General features: G+C 66.9%; 22 protein-coding genes and 1 pseudogene. 12 read left to right on the forward strand and 11 right to left on the reverse strand.

All coding sequences use genetic code 11. The features are described 5' to 3' along the window. Positions 1 to 88: 88 nt before the first annotated feature. The 4 genes from E1288_RS23560 to E1288_RS23575 all read left to right on the forward strand — a co-directional run bounded on the left by E1288_RS23560 (position 89) and on the right by E1288_RS23575 (position 3,089). On the forward strand, positions 89 to 1,435 hold the full coding sequence (locus E1288_RS23560; protein ID WP_132488539.1) for a DUF3100 domain-containing protein: 1,347 nt from the start codon (positions 89 to 91) through the stop codon (positions 1,433 to 1,435). Between the two features lie 165 nt (positions 1,436 to 1,600). Further along, on the forward strand, positions 1,601 to 2,098 hold the full coding sequence (locus E1288_RS23565; RefSeq protein WP_132488541.1) for a DUF2975 domain-containing protein: 498 nt from the start codon (positions 1,601 to 1,603) through the stop codon (positions 2,096 to 2,098). Beyond that, positions 2,098 to 2,310, forward strand: a complete 213-nt coding sequence (locus tag E1288_RS23570) for a helix-turn-helix domain-containing protein (RefSeq protein ID WP_132488543.1) — start codon at positions 2,098 to 2,100, stop codon at positions 2,308 to 2,310. Before E1288_RS23565 ends, E1288_RS23570 begins: the two co-directional genes overlap by 1 nt. Before the next feature lie 182 nt (positions 2,311 to 2,492). After that, positions 2,493 to 3,089: a DUF6506 family protein gene (locus tag E1288_RS23575; RefSeq protein WP_132488545.1), complete on the forward strand. Its 597-nt coding sequence runs from the start codon at positions 2,493 to 2,495 to the stop codon at positions 3,087 to 3,089. On the opposite strand, the gene E1288_RS23580 is transcribed toward E1288_RS23575, so the two are convergent. Further along, positions 3,090 to 3,578: a MarR family winged helix-turn-helix transcriptional regulator gene (locus tag E1288_RS23580; protein ID WP_207954515.1), complete on the reverse strand. Its 489-nt coding sequence runs from the start codon at positions 3,576 to 3,578 to the stop codon at positions 3,090 to 3,092. Positions 3,579 to 4,000: 422 nt separating this feature from the next. Continuing rightward, positions 4,001 to 4,561 (reverse strand): GNAT family N-acetyltransferase, encoded by a 561-nt coding sequence (locus tag E1288_RS23585; RefSeq protein WP_132488547.1) that lies wholly within the window; start codon positions 4,559 to 4,561, stop codon positions 4,001 to 4,003. A 99-nt stretch (positions 4,562 to 4,660) separates the two neighbouring features. Here E1288_RS23585 and E1288_RS23590 point away from each other — a divergent pair, with 99 nt between their 5' ends. Then, the gene (locus E1288_RS23590; protein ID WP_132488549.1) at positions 4,661 to 5,332 is read left to right on the forward strand and encodes a TetR/AcrR family transcriptional regulator; all 672 of its coding nucleotides are present in this window, start codon (positions 4,661 to 4,663) and stop codon (positions 5,330 to 5,332) included. 245 nt (positions 5,333 to 5,577) lie between these two features. Continuing rightward, positions 5,578 to 5,757, forward strand: coding sequence for a hypothetical protein (locus E1288_RS23600; protein ID WP_132488551.1), 180 nt, complete (start codon positions 5,578 to 5,580; stop codon positions 5,755 to 5,757). A 6-nt stretch (positions 5,758 to 5,763) separates the two neighbouring features. Here the strand turns inward: E1288_RS23600 and E1288_RS23605 are convergent, their stop codons facing one another. The 6 genes from E1288_RS23605 to E1288_RS23630 all read right to left on the reverse strand — a co-directional run bounded on the left by E1288_RS23605 (position 5,764) and on the right by E1288_RS23630 (position 12,110). Continuing rightward, positions 5,764 to 8,157: an ATP-binding cassette domain-containing protein gene (locus E1288_RS23605; protein ID WP_132488553.1), complete on the reverse strand. Its 2,394-nt coding sequence runs from the start codon at positions 8,155 to 8,157 to the stop codon at positions 5,764 to 5,766. Positions 8,158 to 8,427: 270 nt separating this feature from the next. Continuing rightward, a complete protein-coding gene (locus E1288_RS23610; RefSeq protein WP_132488555.1) occupies positions 8,428 to 8,838 on the reverse strand; it encodes a VOC family protein in 411 nt (136 codons plus the stop codon). Between the two features lie 10 nt (positions 8,839 to 8,848). Further along, positions 8,849 to 9,292, reverse strand: coding sequence for a helix-turn-helix transcriptional regulator (locus E1288_RS23615; RefSeq protein WP_132488557.1), 444 nt, complete (start codon positions 9,290 to 9,292; stop codon positions 8,849 to 8,851). 53 nt (positions 9,293 to 9,345) lie between these two features. Next, on the reverse strand, positions 9,346 to 9,768 hold the full coding sequence (locus tag E1288_RS23620) for a hypothetical protein (protein ID WP_132488559.1): 423 nt from the start codon (positions 9,766 to 9,768) through the stop codon (positions 9,346 to 9,348). A gap of 472 nt (positions 9,769 to 10,240) precedes the next feature. Further along, positions 10,241 to 10,507 (reverse strand): hypothetical protein, encoded by a 267-nt coding sequence (locus E1288_RS23625; protein WP_132488561.1) that lies wholly within the window; start codon positions 10,505 to 10,507, stop codon positions 10,241 to 10,243. Between the two features lie 721 nt (positions 10,508 to 11,228). Next, entirely contained in the window at positions 11,229 to 12,110 is an 882-nt protein-coding gene (locus E1288_RS23630; RefSeq protein WP_456320507.1) for an SDR family oxidoreductase, read from the reverse strand. Between E1288_RS23630 and E1288_RS23635 the strand changes: the two genes are divergently transcribed. The 3 genes from E1288_RS23635 to E1288_RS23645 all read left to right on the forward strand — a co-directional run bounded on the left by E1288_RS23635 (position 11,994) and on the right by E1288_RS23645 (position 14,119). After that, positions 11,994 to 12,320: a TetR-like C-terminal domain-containing protein gene (locus E1288_RS23635; RefSeq protein ID WP_235883763.1), complete on the forward strand. Its 327-nt coding sequence runs from the start codon at positions 11,994 to 11,996 to the stop codon at positions 12,318 to 12,320. The two genes, E1288_RS23630 and E1288_RS23635, sit on opposite strands and share 117 nt — an antisense overlap. A gap of 201 nt (positions 12,321 to 12,521) precedes the next feature. After that, positions 12,522 to 13,202: a hypothetical protein gene (locus tag E1288_RS23640; RefSeq protein ID WP_132488565.1), complete on the forward strand. Its 681-nt coding sequence runs from the start codon at positions 12,522 to 12,524 to the stop codon at positions 13,200 to 13,202. A gap of 287 nt (positions 13,203 to 13,489) precedes the next feature. Next, on the forward strand, positions 13,490 to 14,119 hold the full coding sequence (locus E1288_RS23645; RefSeq protein ID WP_132488566.1) for a LysE family translocator: 630 nt from the start codon (positions 13,490 to 13,492) through the stop codon (positions 14,117 to 14,119). A gap of 80 nt (positions 14,120 to 14,199) precedes the next feature. On the opposite strand, the gene E1288_RS50425 is transcribed toward E1288_RS23645, so the two are convergent. Beyond that, complete coding sequence (locus E1288_RS50425) at positions 14,200 to 14,328, reverse strand: hypothetical protein (protein ID WP_408013786.1); 129 nt, start codon at positions 14,326 to 14,328, stop codon at positions 14,200 to 14,202. Here E1288_RS50425 and E1288_RS48930 point away from each other — a divergent pair. Next, positions 14,299 to 14,490, forward strand: coding sequence for a hypothetical protein (locus E1288_RS48930; RefSeq protein ID WP_235883761.1), 192 nt, complete (start codon positions 14,299 to 14,301; stop codon positions 14,488 to 14,490). The genes E1288_RS50425 and E1288_RS48930 overlap by 30 nt on opposite strands. Positions 14,491 to 14,705: 215 nt before the next feature. Next, positions 14,706 to 15,680 carry a tyrosine-type recombinase/integrase gene (locus E1288_RS23655; protein ID WP_132488570.1) on the forward strand — a complete coding sequence of 325 codons (975 nt, stop codon included), beginning with the start codon at positions 14,706 to 14,708 and terminating at the stop codon, positions 15,678 to 15,680. A 79-nt stretch (positions 15,681 to 15,759) separates the two neighbouring features. On the opposite strand, the gene E1288_RS23660 is transcribed toward E1288_RS23655, so the two are convergent. Together E1288_RS23660 and E1288_RS23665 are read right to left on the reverse strand one after the other, a co-directional pair. Next, on the reverse strand, positions 15,760 to 16,188 hold the full coding sequence (locus tag E1288_RS23660) for a hypothetical protein (protein WP_132488572.1): 429 nt from the start codon (positions 16,186 to 16,188) through the stop codon (positions 15,760 to 15,762). Continuing rightward, the gene (locus E1288_RS23665; protein WP_132488574.1) at positions 16,188 to 16,934 is read right to left on the reverse strand and encodes a hypothetical protein; all 747 of its coding nucleotides are present in this window, start codon (positions 16,932 to 16,934) and stop codon (positions 16,188 to 16,190) included. The genes E1288_RS23660 and E1288_RS23665 overlap by 1 nt, the downstream gene beginning before the upstream one ends. A 664-nt stretch (positions 16,935 to 17,598) precedes the next feature. Here E1288_RS23665 and E1288_RS23670 point away from each other — a divergent pair. Beyond that, positions 17,599 to 18,152: pseudogene (locus E1288_RS23670) on the forward strand (helix-turn-helix domain-containing protein); the annotation flags it as partial. Positions 18,153 to 18,279: the final 127 nt, after the last annotated feature.

Raw genomic sequence — 18,279 nt, forward strand, 5'->3', positions numbered from 1 at the left:
TCATTCCGGGAGCAGCTCTTTACCCTCCCGTCGGTATACCAGCTAGGCCCGACCGGTCCAATTCACGGACCGTGCCCTGGAGGCAGCCATGGACCAAAGCACCGGCACGACGTCCGCGACGGAGCAACCGATCACCCGTGCGAACTGGATAACCGCGATCGTGCTGTCCACCGTGATCTCGGTGGTCTCGGTGCTGATCGGCGAGTACAAGTTCCAGGTCGGACCGGCCGCGATCGCGCTGTTCCCGATCATCTGGGCGGTGCTGATCGGCGCGATCATCGGCGTCCAGCGCTGGCGACCGGTCTCCGGCGCCACGCGCTCGGTGGCGACCGTGATGCTGGAGATCAGCATCCTGCTTTTCCTGGCGAAGCTCGGCACCGAGATCGGCCCCTCGCTGGCGAAGTTCCAGAACCTGGGCCCGGCCATCCTGCTGCAGGAGGTCGGCCACATCTTCGGGACGGTCCTGCTCGCGCTGCCGGTCGCGGTGGCGCTGGGCCTCGGGCGGGCGGCCATCGGGGCCACCTGGTCGATCGACCGCGAGTCCTACCTGGCGTTCGCGATCGAGCGCTTCGGCGTCCGGTCGCCGGAATACCGGGGCGTGTTCTCGGTCTGGCTGATCGGATCGGTCTTCGGCGCCCTGTACGTCTCGCTGCTCTCGGGCTTCATGGGCAGCCTGGGCATCTTCCACCCGCTCGCGCTCGCCCTGGGGCTCGGCCTGGGATCGGGCTCGATGATGCTGGGCGGCGTCGGCGCGCTGTCGCTGATCTACCCGGAGCGGGCGGCGGAGATCGCGGCCCTGGCGGCGCTGTCCAACCTGGTCACCAACATCGTCGGCTTCTACTCGGGCGTCTTCCTGGCGCTGCCGCTGTGCCGCCGGCTCTACGCCTTCTGGAGCCGCGTGTTCGGCCGCGACGACGAGGGCAACTCGCGCCGCGCCACCGCCAAGCCGAAGAAGCAGAAGAAGCAGCAGGTGCTTGAGGTCGTGCAGGACCCCGAGGTCAAGCTCACCCCGAGCCTGACGCTGCTGTCCTACCTCGTCGTCGGTGCGGGCGGGCTGCTGGCCAGCGCGATCGGCACGCGTTCCTTCGAGATCAAGGACGCAGTGGGCATCGTCGTCCTGCTCGTCCTCACGTGGGTGTGCGTCCGCCTGGCGAAGCTGGTGCCGATGGTCCCGGCCAGCGTCTTCGTGCTCGGCATCGGCACGCTGCTGTCGGCGAACTTCCTCCCGACCGGCCCGCTGGTGGCGGACCTGATGGAGAACATGAAGGTGATGCTGATCGGCCTCCCGGGCCTGGCCCTGATCGGCCTGACGCTGGGCCGGGACATCCAGGCGCTGCGCCAGCTGAGCTGGAAGGTCGTCCTGGTCGCGCTGCTGACCTACTCGTCCTCGTTCCTCGCGGCGGCGGCGCTGGGCCAGACGGTCCTCCACCTCTGACAGCGAAAGACGGAGCAGGTCGACCCCGGGGTCGTGAGCGTTTTGGACTGCTATGGCGGACCAAAGTACTCACGACCCCGACCCCGTTGTCGTTGGCCGGCGTGCCGGGCTGCCACGAGTGGCAGATCGATTGACTTTCGATAGGTATCGATCGATAATCGATGTATGAATCGCATCGTCATAGTCCTGCTCCGGGTCGGCATCGTCGCGGCCGTGCTGCTCGGCCTCTTCGGTCAGATCGTGGTCATCCCGACGGCGGCGGCCGACGAGGTCGACAGCTTCCCGCCGTACGCGCCGTTCGCCGCGCCCTACGTGGTGGTGACGATCATCGGCGTCGCCTGCGTCCAGGCGGTGCTCGTCGCGGTGTGGATGCTGCTGTCCATGGTCCGGCGCGATGCGATCTTCACGCCGCGGGCCTTCCGGTGGGTCGACATCATCATCGGGGCCTCGGTGGTGGCGACGCTGCTGGCGATCGGGACCGCCGGGCATCTGTCCGTGGCCAGCATTCCGTCTCCCGGCGATGGCATGGACGTCGTCAGCGCATTGGCCGCCGCGGTCGCGTGCGTCGGCGTGGGGACGTTGTTCGCGATGCTCGTCGTCGTCATGCGGAGCCTCTTGCGCAAGGCGACGGATCTGCAGTCAGAGATCGCCGAGGTGATTTGATGGCGATCATCGTCGACCTCGACGTCCAGCTCGCCAAGCGCGGCATGTCGGTCGGCGAATTCGCCGCCGCCGTCGGCATCACGCCCGCCAACATCGCGGTGCTGAAGAACGGCCGCGCGAAGGCGGTCCGGTTCACGACGCTCGACGCGATCTGCCGCACGCTCGAATGCCAGCCCGGTGACGTGCTGCGCTGGGTTCCCGACGGCAGCTAGACGCGGAATCTGCGCTCCGCGCAAGGCGGCCTGAACGCCACTCGGGCCACAGTGGACACTCGTGCATCCGGGTGGTCGAGTTGCGCCGGGTGGCCGCAACCCGTCGTCTGGGGAATAGGTGCCGCGCGGACGCGGTTGCTTGGTGTTGAGTAGTTCAACACCAAGCTATTCGGAGGTGTGCGATGAAGGCCATCGACACGATGTTCGTCTTCCTGGCCCCGGGGGCCGAACGAGCTGGGAAGCGGATCGAGCAGCAGACCGCGGGCGGGGTCAACGCGTTCGTGTGGGTGCCCGACGCCGAGGCGGCCGCCGAGGTGGTCGCGGCGCAGGCCGCGGCCGGACTCGAACTGGTCGAGCTCTACCGGGGCTTCGGCTTGCGCGAGGCGCGGCGGGTCGTCGATGCCGTCGCCGAGCGAGCTCCGGTGGGCGTGTCTGGTTTCGGCTTCGGTGCCGCGGCCGGGGGAGCGGTGGGAGATTCCGTGACCATCTACGGCGCCGATCTCGACGACCCCGGCGTCCGGCGGGTCGAGGTGGAGATAGCCGGGCGGCGCACATCGGTGGTGCCGGTCGCCGATGCCGCCGGGGCCGCGAAGGCGGCGGCCGAAGCCGTCGATGCGGGCGCGGAAGTGGTGGAGATCTGCGGCGGCACACCGTTGACCACCGCAGCGCTCGTCGAGCAGGAATTGGCCGGTCGGGCGGCGGTGGGCCTGGTCTCCTGGCCCTTCGAATCGATCACCGGCGCCGCCGCTTACAAGGCGGCGTTCGAGGCCAGGGCGTGATCAGTCGGTCTCGTGCGGGGCGAGCGCGGTCTTCAGCAACGCGGCGAGCTGCTCGCGCTGCGCGTCGTCCAGCGGCGCGAGCAGCTCCTCGTCGGCGGCCAGTACCGCCTCCAGCGCCTCGGTGGCGAGTCGTTCGCCCCGGTCGGTGAGCCGCACGAGCACGGCGCGCCGGTCGGACGGATCGTTCGCGCGGGCGACCAGCCCGGCCTCGACGAGCCGGTCCAGCCGAGCCGTCATCGCCCCGGAAGTGACCAGCGACGAGCGGGCCAGATCCCGGGGGTTGGTGCCGTCCGGGTCATCGCGCCGCCGCAGCGTGTTCAGCACGTCGAAATCGCCGTAGCTGAGCCCGAGCGGCTGCAGCGCATCCCTGATCGCCCGCTGCCCGTGCTCGGCCCACCGCAGCAGCCGCCCGATCACCTGCAACGGCGCAACGTCGAGCGAAGGTGCGCGCCGACCCCATTCGGCGACCATCCGATCAACCGAATCCATGGCCACCCCGGGATCGTAGTTCCGCCGAACCGGGACGCCGACCGGCCGGTCGCTAGCCGCTGTTTTCGTGACGGAGGATCGCGAGGTATTCGTGCTCGTCGCGCAGCAGCGCGTGCAAGCCCGGGCTCGGTGAGAGGGGCAGCTCGCGATCTCCCGCGACAATTCCGCTCAGCGCCAGGCCGGTCCCGTCGGCAGCAGTGCGAGGTCCGCAGGCGTATAGCAGCGCAGGTGCTGGCTGATCTTGCGGTCGGGACGGGCCGCTTCCCGCCAGGTGGCGGTGCAGGTGACCGGTCGAAGCTCGTCCGCTCGCGGAGTTCGTAGTCGCGTACGCGGCCCGGGCGGTCGCCGCGGCCGTCGTTCCGTAGCAACCAGACCCCGGCCGTCAACTGACCGGTGTGCCCGATCGGCGGGCTCTGGCGTGGTCAGTGGTGGGTCGTTGGCTCGGTGCTGGCGGCGCGCTGGTAGGTCAGGCCGGTGATGGTCTCGCCGCTGGGTGCGTGTTGCGGGCTCGGGCCGTCGACCAGGTGGAATCCGGCTCGCGCCAGCGTGCGTTGGGAGGCGGTGTTGCCCTGTTCGGTGCGGGCGCGCAGCGTGGTGATGCCCCGGGTCGGAGCCCAGGTGGCGATGAGGTCCACCGCTCGCTGGACGACGCCGAGGCCGCGGGCGTGCGGAGCGAGCCAGAAGCCGACTTCGGCGCTCTGGCCCTGGATGTCGAACAGGGTGATCGAGCCGAGGAAGCGGTCGTCGGCGGCGTTGGCGATGGCCAGCACGGCGAGGTTCCCGCTGCTGAGGCCGTCGGCGATGACGCCGCGGATCTGCTCGCGCACCAGTTGGGGGGTGTAGTGCGGGCTGGGCAGGTGCGCGAATCGGCGCACGGCCGCGTCGGCGGTGGCGGCGGCGAAGTCTTCGGCGTCGCCGTCGGTTAGGTGCCGGACGGTCACGGTGCCGTCGGTCAGTCCGGACTCGGGAAGGGCCAGGGACACGCTTACCTCCGATTCGGGAACGATGTACACGACTCTAGAACATTGTTCGATTGCTGGTTCGACGTACTAGTGTGGGTGGTGAGGAGCGGGGGTGTGTCGATGGGCGAGCAGGTCGCCAGTGTGTGGTTCCGGGAGTCGCGCCCGGCGCGGGAGGCGCCGCTGACGCGGTCGCGGATCGTGGCCGAGGCGGTGGCGTTGCTGGATGCCGAGGGGGCCGACCGGTTGACGATGCGGCGGCTGGCGGGTCGTCTCGGCAGTGGGGCGACCACCCTGTACTGGCACGTCGACACCAAGGACGACGTGCTGGACCTGGCGTTGGACGCGGTGTTCGCAGAGGTCGACCTGGCTCCGGGCGCGGCGGGGTGGCGGGGCGAGCTGATGCGGCTGCTCACCGACTGGCGTGCGATGCTGCTGCGCCACCCGTGGTCGGCGGTGCTGCTGGGGCGACGGCCGCTGATGGGTCCCAACGCGCTGGCCTGCACCGAATACCTGCACGCGCTGCTGGTGGATGCGGGATTGCGCGCGCCGGAGCTGATGGCTTCGGCTTATGCGCTGTCCAACTACGTCATCGGGTGCGCGACCAACCAGGTCGGCTGGCGCACGCAGGACGAGCCTGCGGTGCGGCGGGCCGCCCACGAGCACCTGCGCGGCAACGCCGAGCGCTACCCCACCCTGGCAGCGCACATGGACGTGCTCGACGCGGACTGGGACAGCAGTTTCCGCCGCGGCCTGGAGTACCTGCTCGACGGGATAACAGCCCGCCTGGGGTGAGGCTCGCGGTCGGCGCGGGCGTGCCAGCGGCCGTCGGTGCGGGTGATGCGCACCGGGCGGTCGAAGCACTTGCTGATGTGGCCGGTGGTGATCACCTGGTCGCCTCAGGCACGACCCGGCGGGAACCAGCGGCGCGACCGATCGCAAAGAAATGTCCGCAAATGATTCTTTGCAATCATGAACGAACGCCGCCGCAGTACCGCGCACGCGTCTTGGGCGCGATATCCGCGGGAGCGCTGCTGGGAATGCCGGCCGGAACGCTGATCGCGGGACTGCTCAGCGACCACATCGGACTGATGCCCAGCATCGCGGTGTTCACCGCCGCGTCCGCGGCGATGTCCTTGTGCCCGCTGCTGTTCCCGGCGTGGCGCGCCGTCGACCGAAGGACTTCCCCTGCCCGGGAACGAGCCGGGGAAGTCCTTTGAGGACGGTCAGCTGCCGACGTAGTCCGCGAGGTGCTCGCCGGTGAGGGTGGCGCGGGCGGCGACCAGGTCGGCGGGCGTGCCCTCGAAGACGAGCCGTCCGCCGTCGTGGCCGGCGCCGGGACCGAGGTCGATGATCCAGTCGGCGTGCGCCATGACCGCCTGGTGGTGCTCGATGACGATCACCGACTTGCCGGCGTCGACGAGCCGGTCGAGCAGGCCGAGCAGCTGCTCGACGTCGGCGAGGTGCAGGCCGGTGGTCGGCTCGTCGAGGATGTAGACGCCGCCCTTCTCCGCCATGTGCGTGGCCAGCTTGAGCCGCTGCCGCTCGCCGCCGGAGAGCGTGGTGAGCGGCTGGCCGAGGCGGAGGTAGCCGAGCCCGACGTCGACCAGCCGGTCGAGGATCTTGTGCGCGGCCGGGAGGCGCGCCTCGCCTTCGGCGAAGAACTCCTCCGCCTCGGCCACCGACATCGCGAGCACCTCGCTGATGTCCTTACCGCCGAGGTGGTGTTCCAGCACCGATGCCTGGAACCGCTTCCCCTCGCACTCCTCGCAGGGGGTCTCGATGCCGGCCATCATCGCCAGGTCGGTGTAGATGACACCGGCGCCGTTGCAGTTGGGGCAGGCGCCCTCGGAGTTGGCGCTGAACAGCGCCGGCTTCACGCCGTTGGCCTTCGCGAACGCCTTGCGGATCGGTTCGAGCAGCCCGGTGTAGGTCGCCGGGTTGCTCCGCCGCGAACCGCGGATCGGGGTCTGGTCGACCGCCACCACACCGTCGCGCCCGGACACCGAGCCGTGGATCAGCGAGCTCTTGCCCGAGCCCGCGACCCCGGTGACGGCGACCAGCACGCCGAGCGGGATGTCGACGTCGATGCCCTGCAGGTTGTGGGTGCCGGCGCCGCGCACCTCGAGCGCCCCCGACGGCTTCCGCACCGACGGCTTCAGCGACGCGCGGTCGTCCAGGTGCTGCCCGGTGAGCGTGCCGCCTGCCCGCAGCCCCTCGACGGTGCCCTCGAACACCACCTCGCCGCCCTTGGTGCCCGCGCCCGGGCCGAGGTCGACGACGTGGTCGGCGATCGCGATCGCCTCCGGCTTGTGCTCCACGACCAGCACGGTGTTGCCCTTGTCGCGCAGCCGCTGCAGCAGGTTGTTCATCCGCTGGATGTCGTGTGGGTGCAGCCCGATCGTCGGCTCGTCGAAGACGTAGGTGACGTCGGTGAGCGACGACCCGAGGTGCCGGATCATCTTGGTGCGCTGCGCCTCGCCGCCCGAGAGCGTGCCGGTCGGGCGGTCGAGGCTGAGGTAGCCGAGCCCGATCTCGACGAACGAGTCGAGGGTGTCCTGGAGCGCCTTCAGCAGCGGCGCCACGGACGGCTCGTCCAGCTCCCGCACCCACTCGGTGAGGTCGCTGATCTGCATCGCGCAGGCGTCGGCGATGTTCATCCGCCCGATCTTCGACGACCGGGCCGTCTCGCTGAGCCGGGTGCCGTCGCAGTCGGGGCAGGTGGTGAAGGTGACCGCCCGCTCGACGAACGCGCGGATGTGCGGCTGCATCGACTCCTTGTCCTTGGACAGGAACGACTTCTGGATCTTCGGGATCAGCCCCTCGTAGGTGAGGTTCACGCCCTCGACCTTCACCTTGGTCGGCTCCCGGTAGAGGAAGTCCTGCATCTCCTTCTTGGTGAACTTGCGGATCGGCTTGTGCGGGTCGAGGAAGCCCGACTCGGCGTAGGTCCGCACGGTCCACCAGCTGTCCGACTTCCAGCCGGGGATGGTGAACGCGCCCTCGGCGATCGACTTGGAGTCGTCGTAGAGCTGGGTGAGGTCGATGTCGTTGATCGTGCCCCGGCCTTCGCAGCGCGGGCACATGCCGCCGGTGACGCTGAAGCTGCGGCGTTCCTTGATGGTCCGTCCGGCGCGTTCCATCGTGACCGCGCCCGCACCGCTGATCGAGGCGACGTTGAAGGAGAACGCCTGGGGCGAGCCGATGTGCGGCTTCCCGAGCCGGCTGAACAGGATGCGCAGCATCGCGTTGACGTCGGTGGCGGTGCCGACGGTGGAGCGCGGGTCGGAGCCCATCCGCTGCTGGTCGACGATGATCGCGGTCGTCAGGCCTTCGAGCACGTCGACCTCGGGGCGGGCCAGCGTCGGCATGAAGCCCTGCAGGAAGGCGCTGTAGGTCTCGTTGATCAGCCGCTGCGACTCGGCGGCGATCGTGTTGAACACCAGCGAGCTCTTGCCCGAGCCGGAGACGCCGGTGAACACCGTCAGCCGGCGCTTCGGGATCTCGATGCTGACGTCCTTGAGGTTGTTCACGCGCGCTCCGTGCACGCGGATCAGCTCGTGGCTGTCGGCGGCGTGCGGCGCAGGCGACTGCGCGTCCTTCCTCGTGGCCTTGCTCATCGTGTCTCCATCTTGTCGGGCGGGGGCCGCGTTCGCGGGCTCCCTCGGCGTCGCCTGGCTCGATCCGATCAGCGTCGAGTCCGGAAGTGGGTGCGGTCCGACCTGCGGTGTCGTTCGGGGTGGCGCGGCCCGGCCGCGCTCGGCGCGAGGTCCGGTGCCGGCGTCGTCAGGCCGGGTGCGGCGCGGCGCCGGTGGCCACCGGGAGGTCGCCGCCGACGCCGTGCGCGGGCTCCTCCACGGTACCGTCCGCGCAGGTCATGGCCGGAGGGATCAGCGCTGTTCCTGGATGCGGACCATGTTGCCGGCGGGGTCGCGGAAGGCGCAGTCGCGGACCCCGTAGGGCTGCTCGGTCGGCTCCTGGACGACCTCGGCGTCGCCGGCCTGCAGCCGCTCGAAGGTGCCGTCGAGGTCCTTGGTGGCCAGCACGATGATCCCGTAGGTGCCCTTGGCCATCATTTCGGAGATGGTGCGGCGCTCGTCGTCGGTGATGCCGGGGCTGGCGGCCGGCGGGAACAGGACGAGGGAGGTGCCGGGCTGGCCGGGAGGACCGACGGTGATCCAGTGCATCCCGCCGTATTCGACGTCGTTGCGGACCTCGAAGCCGAGGGCGTCGCGGTAGAAGGCCAGCGACGCGTTCGGGTCCTCGTGCGGGAGGAAGGTCGAGTGAATGCTGATGTCCATGCGGGTCAGGCTATGTGCGGCCAGGTGACCGCGCTTCTCGATTCCTGATCGGTCTGGTCACCTGCTTCGCCACGCACGACGGCATCCCGGCGGTGGCGCGCGCGGCCTCGTTCCGGTAGGCGCTGGGCGGCATGCCGACCAGCTCGGTGAAGCGGGTGCTGAAGGTGCCCAGCGAAGAGCAGCCGACCGCGAAGCAGACCTCGGTGACGCTGAGATCGCCGCGCCGCAGCAGCGCCATGGCGCGCTCGATGCGCCGCGTCATCAGGTAGCCGTAAGGCGACTCGCCGTAGGCGAGCCGGAACTGGCGGCTGAGGTGCCCGGCGGACATGTGCGCGTCGCGGGCGAGCGCCTCGACGTCCAGCGGCTGCGCGTACTCCCGGTCGATCCGGTCGCGAACGCGGCGGAGCCGGGCGAGATCGCTCAAGCGCTGAGCCTCCGATGGTCTGCTGGTCACCTGCGAAATCGTGCCACACGCGACGCCGGGCGGAACAAGGCGAACGCGGTGCGTCAGCGGTCCTCGAACCACGGGTTCGCAGCGGTGCCCTTGGCCTCGATGAGCTTGGTGCGCCCGTTGCGGCAGAAGGCGAAGTCCCTGCTCCGGAACGGGCTTCCGAACGCGGCGACCGCTTCGACGTGGACCGGGGCGTACTCGCCGACCCCCACGTCGCCGGCGTCGAGAGTTCTCGCTTCCGACCGGCCGAAGTAGGACGTCCATTCGGTCGAGTACGGTTCGCTGTTCTCGGCACGCACGGTGAACGCGACGGCGAAAGCACCATCGTTGCTGACCGTGACCGACTGGTAGCACGGTTCGAACAGGGCGCTGGGGTCGTCGAGTTTCACCGTCGCGTGAGCGGAAACGCCCGCAGCCATCGGCACAGTGGCGGCCAAGGCGGTAGTGGCACCTATCAACCCGCGATGCAGAGCATGCATGACAAAGCTCCTTAAGCCTGGGGAATGCTCGGGAACACGGCGGAGTCAACTGATCCCCGAAGGCCGCGACAACGAAGACGAGGTGCTTTCACCCAATAATCCAGCGTCGTCACCTGTCCGAGCGGCCCACGAGGCTGGCACCGGCCGGATGTGTCCCATGATCGTGTTACCGGAGTCGTCGGATGGAGGTGCGACGTGCCGTCGCCCCCCGAAGGAGACGAGCCGTGGTGCAACGAGACCGGAATCCCACGTAGCGAAGAGCTCTTGCGGACCGACAGCTACGACGAGCTGGACGAGAACAGGCCCCTACCCGGCGAGATCCCGGGTAGGGGCCTGTTCGTTGTGCGCGGGCTTGGTGCTGCGACTGCAGTCAGCGGTGACAGCAAGGCCGCCTCAGCAACTACAAACGCCGGAGCCGGCCACCCGCCTGAGGAGTGGTCGCGGCGTTGCGCCCTCTCAGCTGCGGTGCGTGTTACTTGGGGACCCGCAATTCGGTATTGCCGTCGTAGAACATGCATTCGCCGTTGGGGAAGAAGGTCACCCTGTACAACTCGCAATTCCGGACTTGGTCATCTCCGGTTCCAGGCCACATCGCAACAACGTCGTAGGACGCCTGCGCGACGGCCTTGTGCGCGACGGCCTCGGTGGCGGGACTGGCCGAGGCCGGTCCGGCCATGAAAACCGCAGCGCCGAATGCGACCAGGGCAACGCCGAAACCGGCGGCACGCCTACGAAACATCAAGAGTCTCCACTAGTACCAGGGGTCAACCTTCGCTTTTGCCGAGACCGTAGCAATTTCTATGCGGAAAATGCCGACGGAAAGCGTTCTCGGGCACCGGGTTCGCCCGAAGTACTCTTCCCCGTGAAGGTCGCGTCGACTGCCGCGCCGAGACCCTACGGGTTCGGGGCGAGGTACGGCCATGACCGTGTTAGGTGGACGTTGCGCCGCCTCTACGCCGGGCTTCAGACCTGAGGACCTCACGGTCGAGCCTGGCACTTCCGCCCCGGGCAAGCCTGCGCCGGGTTCCAGGGCGCGTTCCGCCTGCAGGCGGCAGGGCAAAACGTCACAGGCTTTGACGCTAGGTGCGGACGTGACCGCCCCAGTGCCAGGTCGTTCTAGCGAAGCCGTGGCGGTCTGGTTCGGAAACGCAACTGCTCCGTCGGACGTTCTTGCGCCTGCTCAACGGCGAGTTCAAGTTGATCTGTCAGCTCCCGGACGAGCCGCCGCAGTGAATCGCTCCACTCTGGACGCACTTCGAGGCTGACGAGGCACTCTTGGAAAGCCACGAGGTGGCCCCGGGCCTTCTCGTACTCGCGCTGTAACTGGTCCGTCACATGATCAGTATGAGTTGTTGAGCCTGCAACTAGTTTATCGTTCTGATAACACCGCTCGCTGCTCCGTGGCGAGCCCGCTCGCCTGGGTTGCTCGAGCCGCGCCCGGTTCGCCGTGGGCTGGGGTTCTACCAGGGGACGGGTTGTCTATGGCGGTCCAGGAACCGCAGGCCTGGGGTGCCAGCCTGCGCCTCGAGGACGTCGGCGACGGCGGGAATGCTCTGCTGGGGGGTGAGGGGCGCGTCGAGGCCGCCGAGCTGGGTCTGGTTGTGGCCGGGGTCGATGAGCAGTTTGGTGTGCCCGTCGTCGGCGTGGCGGGTGGCGTAGCTGCGCATCAGCTGGTTGAGCGCGGCCTTGCTGGCCTTGTAGAGCTCGTAGCCGTCCTCGGTGTTCAGCGAGATGCTGCCCTGCTCGGAGGACATGACCGCGACGGTCCCGCCGGGCCTGACGAGTCCGCGAAGAGTCTCAATGGCGCGCAGCGGGCTCAACGCGTTGGTGATCATCACCTCGGTGAACATCTCGGTCGGGACCTTGTCGATGGGCAGATTGCCTCGGTTGATCGCGGCATTGACGAACAGCAGGTCGAGTCGGCGGTCTGCGAGGCGTTCGCGCAGGGCGGCGAGCTGTTGCGGGCTTGTCATCTCCAACGACTCGGCCTCCAGCCGCTCGTGCCAGGCGTCGGCGCCCGCCCTCGGCCCGCCGCCGTGCTGGCGCGTCGTGGCGATGACCCGCCAGCCGCGCCGGGCGAGTTCGTTGGCTAGGGCGAGGCCCGCGTCGCCAAGCAGACCATCTACCGCTGGTGGCCCTCGAAGGTCGAGATCCTCCTCGACACGCTCATCGAGGACAGCGGCAAGCGCCTTCCTGTCCCGACCGGCAAGCCCACGGCGGAAAGCATCCGCGGCTACCTCCGCGGGCTCGCGCGATTCCTCACCCGCGACCCCGCCGGCAAGGTCCTGCTCGCGCTCATCGCCGAGGCGCAGCACGACCCCGACACGGCGACGAGCTTCCACCAGCGCTATCTCAGCCCGCGCCGCGACCAGGAACGCGACATGCTCGCGCGCGCTATCCAGGCCGGCGAGGTGTCGCCAAGCCTCGGTCCCGACGCCACCCTCGACGCCCTCGTCGGCCCGATCGTCTATCGCGCCTTCACCGGGGCGAGCATCCCCCGCGGCCTGGTGGACACCCTCGTCGAAGACCTGCTCAAGCCCCGTCCCGACTGAGCGCCCGCCCAGCTTTCCGCCAACATGACCGCCAGGCACCCGCCCCGACGGCACCTTCATGCCGCATAGCGCGTACCGCGAGGCGGATGTTCGAGGTCAGCCAAGGCGACTGGCGATATCGACGCGGAATCGGCGAAACCTGATCAGGATCCCCAGTGTCCTAGGAGTTGATTTCCAACAATCAGGACGGAGCCCAGCAGCGTGACTGACCTCTACCAGATCTCCATCGACGACAAGACGGATGCCACCCTGCGCGGCCGGATCCACATGATCAATCCCGATGCGGGACTCTTCCCGGAAGAACTCGACTTCCCGCTGCGGATCATCATCGACGCATGGCACCGCATGAAGCACGGGTACTTCTTCACTGGCCACCACCTCGGAGACGACCGGCTGCCCATGCCCCGCGAGCGGGCGGCCGCGATCGCGACCGAGCATGAGATGAAGGAGGAGTTCGAGGAGTGCCAGGCACTTGACGAAGGGGCGGAAGTCCGCATCGAACCGGGCGACGGGGCGATGCTTTCTGCAGCTGACGCCGAAGGTGCGGACGCCTACGAGAAGGCGAGTCTACGCATCGCGGAGAAGTACGGGATGCAGTTCCGCATGAGGTGGATGAGCAACCGCGAGTGGTACATCCAGGGCGAGCGCGACGGCGAAGCCTTCCTCGACCGTGCCTACGGAATCATCAACGCCTTTGAAGTAGGCGAACCGCACAACATGCCGCCCTTCTGGGACGCCGACGACGATTTCGTGGCACCCAAAACCCTCGACGGGTACCCGTACGTCGAGTTCACCCTTACCGTGCGCGACGCCCGCTACCTCGCGCACCTATCGCGCGGTATGCACTGGGCGACGGCAATCTACGGTGAGCTCGAAGACTGACACTGAATAGTTAGAGCCGCCAATGCAGGCGCAGCCGCAGCGGGCAAGACCAGCCACGCCCCCTGACGCGGGATTTTGAGACGCGAAAAGCGCGACTCCGGCGGCGCCCTGCCTCCCGGCGGACGCTGTGATCCGAACTCCCCTACACCTAGCCGTAGCTCCTACGGAGGTTGTGAACGTCGGCTTGCGCATGGGGGTGGGGGTCGTGATGACTGATTTCCGCCAGATTCAAGGGCCTGCCTCTTGAAGACTCGACGTATGCGTTCTTGGTACTGGTGCGTGCGCGGATGAGCGCGAACACGTTCGTCGCGTTGCTGATGTTCCTGTTCCCACTCGCGTACAGCCCTGGCCCGGGTAACGCGTTCTTCGCCGCGATCGGTGCGTCAAAGGGGCTGCGCGCCGCGGTCCCGGCGCTTGCCGGTTATCACGTCGCGACGTTCGTCGTGACCGCGCTCATCGGTCTGGGCATGGGCGTCACGATCCTGAACCACCCGGTAGTCGCGAAAGCGCTTAGCGTGCTCGGCAGTCTCTACGTCCTCTGGCTGGCGTTCAGTTTCATTCGCGCGGCCCGCGCCAAGGCGTCGCCGAGGACCGAGAGCGTGCCGCCGAAGGAGCAGAGCATCGGGTTCTGGGCCGGCGCGATCGTGCTGCTGCTGAACCCGAAGGCATACTACATCCTCGCCGTGATGTTCACGCAGTTCCTGCGCCCATCTGTCGACGACAACGTGCTCACCGTCCTGGCGATCACCACTGTCTTCACTCTCAACAACCTGATCGCGTTCATCGTCTGGGCACTGGGTGGACGCGCCCTCACGACACTGTTCCGAAGCGAACGGTCGAGGCGATGGATCGATTATCTCTTCGCCGCGACGCTCATCGCCGTCGCGATCTGGATGGCAGTTCCGTTGTTCACGTAGAACAGAAGCGTCACCGTCACACTCCAGCTTCGGGGGCGCCGTCCCGCCAGACCGTGTTCACAACCTCCGTGGGAACTACCCTAGCCGCCACTGCGGCGGGACCGCGATCGGTTGCGAGCGGCGTTCTCAGAGCGCGTTTTCACATTGTGGCAGGGCCCGCAGAGGCTCTGCGCGTTGGCGTGGTCGAACATCGCGCCGCCCTTGGCCAAGGGCAGGATGTGGTCGACCTGCTCGGCTGGCCGGCCACACCCGCGGCAGTTCGGTTCGAGGCGCAGGTGCTCAGCCTTGAACGCGACATCACGGCGAGCGAGTCGACCGCGGGGCTGGTGTCGGCTGCGCTGCTGCCACGGCTTGTCGGCCGGTGGTGGTGAGCTCGGTGCAGCCGTCCGCGCTGCATCGGGTGGGTGGTGCTGTTGGCATGGGATCACCCACTTGCCGGATGCCCGATCGGGTTCGGCCGACGATGTACGGGTCGAGGCGGTAGCGCGGCACCACGCTCCGGGGTGCGGTCGACAAGCGCCTGCTCGCGGTCTCGCCGAGCGCCGGGATCAAACTGGAGACGGTCACCGCGGACGACGAGTACTTCATGACGCGCGCCGAGGTGGCACGGTTTCGCGAAGTCGCAGCAGAGGACAGCGAACAAATCGATCTGCTGATCGACATCGGCACCGAGACCGGTCTGCGATGGGGCGAACTCGCCGGGCTGCACCTGGAACGCGTCGACACCAAGCGACTCGTGATCCAGGTGCAAGAGGTCTGGGACAAGCACAGCAATGAGATCAAGCCCTATCCGAAGGGGCGACGTCGCAGAGGTGTGCCGATCACCAGGCGGCTAGCCGGCCGCATCGACGACTACGTGGAGCGGAATCCGCCGAAGCGATGCCGGGCCCGGCACCGTGGTGGGGGACGTTGCACCGGGGCGCTGTTGCTGGCGTCCAAAGCCGGAACGCCGCTGAACTACGGGAACGTGCGTCGTCAGCACAGGGACTCCGTCGCGGAGGGCGCGGGGCTGGCAGGAGTCACGCCGCACGACATGCGGCACACGTACGCGTCGTGGCTGATCCAGGATGGGGCCGGCATCGAGACGGTGTCGGCGCTGTTGGGGCACAAGTCGTGGACGACCACCATGCGGTACGCGCACCTGGCGGATGCCCGTTGGGCACAGGTGCGGGACATCATCGGCGGCCCGGAGCCGACTTCGGGCGGGCTGAGTTCTGACTCGATCGCCGCGGCGGTGCGGGCCCTGGCCGAGGCGGAACCCGAGCGGTGGGCGGCGGTCGCCGCAGCCCTCGACGGGGAGCAAGATCCGATTTCTGCTCCCTTCGGGGGGAACCGAAGGGAGCGCCAAGATCATCGATCTGGCGTCCCGCCGCAGATCAGCAGGCTGATCTGGCTTGCGCCCCCGGCAGGATTCGAACCTGCGACACCCGCTTTAGAAGATCTTGCTTACGGTCCTTTCCGGACAGTCGCGGATTTTCCCTGTGGTCTCAACGGATCCCGATTGCGAACGCTGGCTGTTCAGCGTCGGTTGCGGACGTTTCCGGTTGATTCCTGGGGGTAAAGTGGGGGTTCGACGTGGAGAGGCGGGCGCGGAGGCACGTCTAGTGACACCCGGAACAGTAGGATGCGCGGCGCATTGATTAGAATCGTCGACCGTAATAGCGGTAGATTAAATCCATATCGCGCTTATCTTTTTCGCGTGAACTGCCACCCTTCCACTGAACGACCATGGCCATAGTGACAAACTTGAGGCCATCTATGTACTCGGCGTTATCAATCAGAGTGTCAGTATCCCACGCCGCATCTATCCATCGATCGAAAATCTCAATTCGGCCACCCGATAGCTGCACCATGTCACCATATCCCGACGGTGCAGGGGAAGGTGTGCCTAGAGTGGTTGCCATTTCCCACGCTTCACCTCTGGCAATGACATCTAGGTCGCTGATATGGCTGCGAATTCCCCATGCGAAGAGGGGGCCGCTACCAAATATTGCGTAGTCCTGACCAGGGAACGCCAGAGAGGAAAATTCTTGAAATAGGGTGCAGGTTCTAAGATTGTTTCTTGGCATCAGATCGGACTCATTCCGAGCGCAAGTCGGGTCATAATGGCGAACAGCATCGCAACTAATGCGCTAAGCATGCTGCCCACAAGCACATATTCTGCCATATTATGACTGTCTTTTCGGATCGAAGGGAGCCGAACCAGCGATTTTGCGGTGAACGCGATGGCGGCTGCCGCTGCTACCCCGCCAGCAAAGAGAGGGAAGAAAATCGCCCGCTCGATCCAGCCAATATGGGCGCCAGCGTTCTTAAGCTTCTTCGCGTCGTCGGACTCATCACCTGAAGCGTTGGCTAGAAGCGGTCCGACCGCATGGCTTACAATGAGGTCGCCGAAGAATGTGGCGCCCAAGTATCCGCTGCAAATTATGATGGCCTGATCGTTTTGTATAGTGTTCCCTAATGTTTCTCCAAGTGCAATGTTCGGGAACAGTATGGCGACAATGACTCCAATGAGGGCAAATAACCCGGCCAGTTCAGATAGTCGCTGTATAAGAGAGCTTCCCCAGGGGGCCGAGCCGTCCTCGCTTGCGACGACCTTGTCTAATTTGACTACTGCTCGGATGGCAAAAGATGCGCCGATTGTAATGCCAAATGACAAAAAACCGAGCCATGACGGAAGAAGAGGAAAGAGCACAATGAAGGAATATGTTGCCGTCAGGGCAATGGTGAGCTTTTTGCTCGCGTTTACAGTCGGGATCTCCAGGGGAAATGCGGCCGCTACGGGCAGCCCGATGGCTATCCTCGCCAATTCCATTAGCTATCCGTCTTCTTTGTAATTGTTGATCGGGCTTGATCAACTGTGGATTATGCCACGGTCTACCTGCTTCCGCGAGCTACTTCTGAAAAGGTGTCGCGGGAAATATTGGCACTGCTGGACCACAAGCAGGCAACCACGTACGGGGCTGGACGGCTCAGCCCAGCTTGAGGGGCAAGGTGACCAGCTCGCCGACATGCCCAGCACCGTTTCTCAATGGCTCGCCCAGGCGACCAGTGGAGTCCAGGACATCCGAGGTTCAGATCTCCATCTCGGTGGCTTCTGCGGGGCCGCCTGCCTTCCGCTCGCGCCAGGACGAGGCCGCCGACCTTTCCGCTCGCGCCCGGTCGCCGTCGATGGCCGGCCGGGACCGGTGAGCGCAGCGAGCCGCACGCCCGGCCGGCCATCGACGGCTTGACCGGGCTCGCATACAGGAAGGTCGGCGGCCTCGTCATGGCTCGCATACAGCAGGCAGGCGGCCCCGCAGGGGCCGCCCTTGATGAAGTAGAGAAAGTTTAAACACACGTGGGCTAGGGCCTGGTGTCGTGGTTCGACTGATGCTTGACACGCTGGCTCCAACTGATGCTTGACACCGCTGGTCACAGGTTTGATCACCCGGACGTCGCCGTTCGGGGTGGAGGGCCTGGGCCTGATGCTGGTGGAGCTGAGTGTGGTCGAGCAGCGGTATCACGCCGTGATGGAAGTTCTGGCAGGCATTCCGGTTACCGAGGTCGCGACCCGTTACCGGGTCTCGCGGCAGTCGGTGCACACCTGGGTGAAGCGCTACCGGGAGAGCGGGCTGGCGGGGCTGGCCGACCGTTCCCACCGGCCCCGGTGCTGTCCACGTCAGGTCGACGGGCAGATCGAGGCGTTGATCTGCGAGCTGCGACGCACTCATCCCGGTTGGGACCGAGGCGACTGGTGCACGAGCTGGAGCGTCGGGAGGTCACCCCGGTGCCCTCTCGGTCCACGGTCTACCGGGTGCTGATTCGGGCGGGCCTGCTGGAACACACCACCCGGAAACGCAAACGCGGCGACTACCGGCGCTGGGAACGGTCCGCGCCGATGCAGCTGTGGCAGATGGACATCGTCGGCGGCGTGTTCCTGGCTGATGGCACCGAAGCCAAGGTGGTGACCGGGATCGACGACCACTCCCGGTTCATCGTCTGTTGTGACGTGGTCGCCCGGGCCACCGGCCGCGCGGTGTCCACCGCGTTCGAGCCTGTCAAGTGGTTTGTGTAAATGACTTCGGTTCGGTCAGTTGAGGTAGGGGTCGAGTCGGTCGGGGAAGTGCAGTGCGAGGGCGCCGAGGGCTTGTTTCCATCCGTGGACGGTGGCGCCTTCG

The sequence above is a fragment of the Saccharopolyspora elongata genome (genome assembly GCF_004348985.1).
Classification (GTDB): domain Bacteria; phylum Actinomycetota; class Actinomycetes; order Mycobacteriales; family Pseudonocardiaceae; genus Saccharopolyspora; species Saccharopolyspora elongata.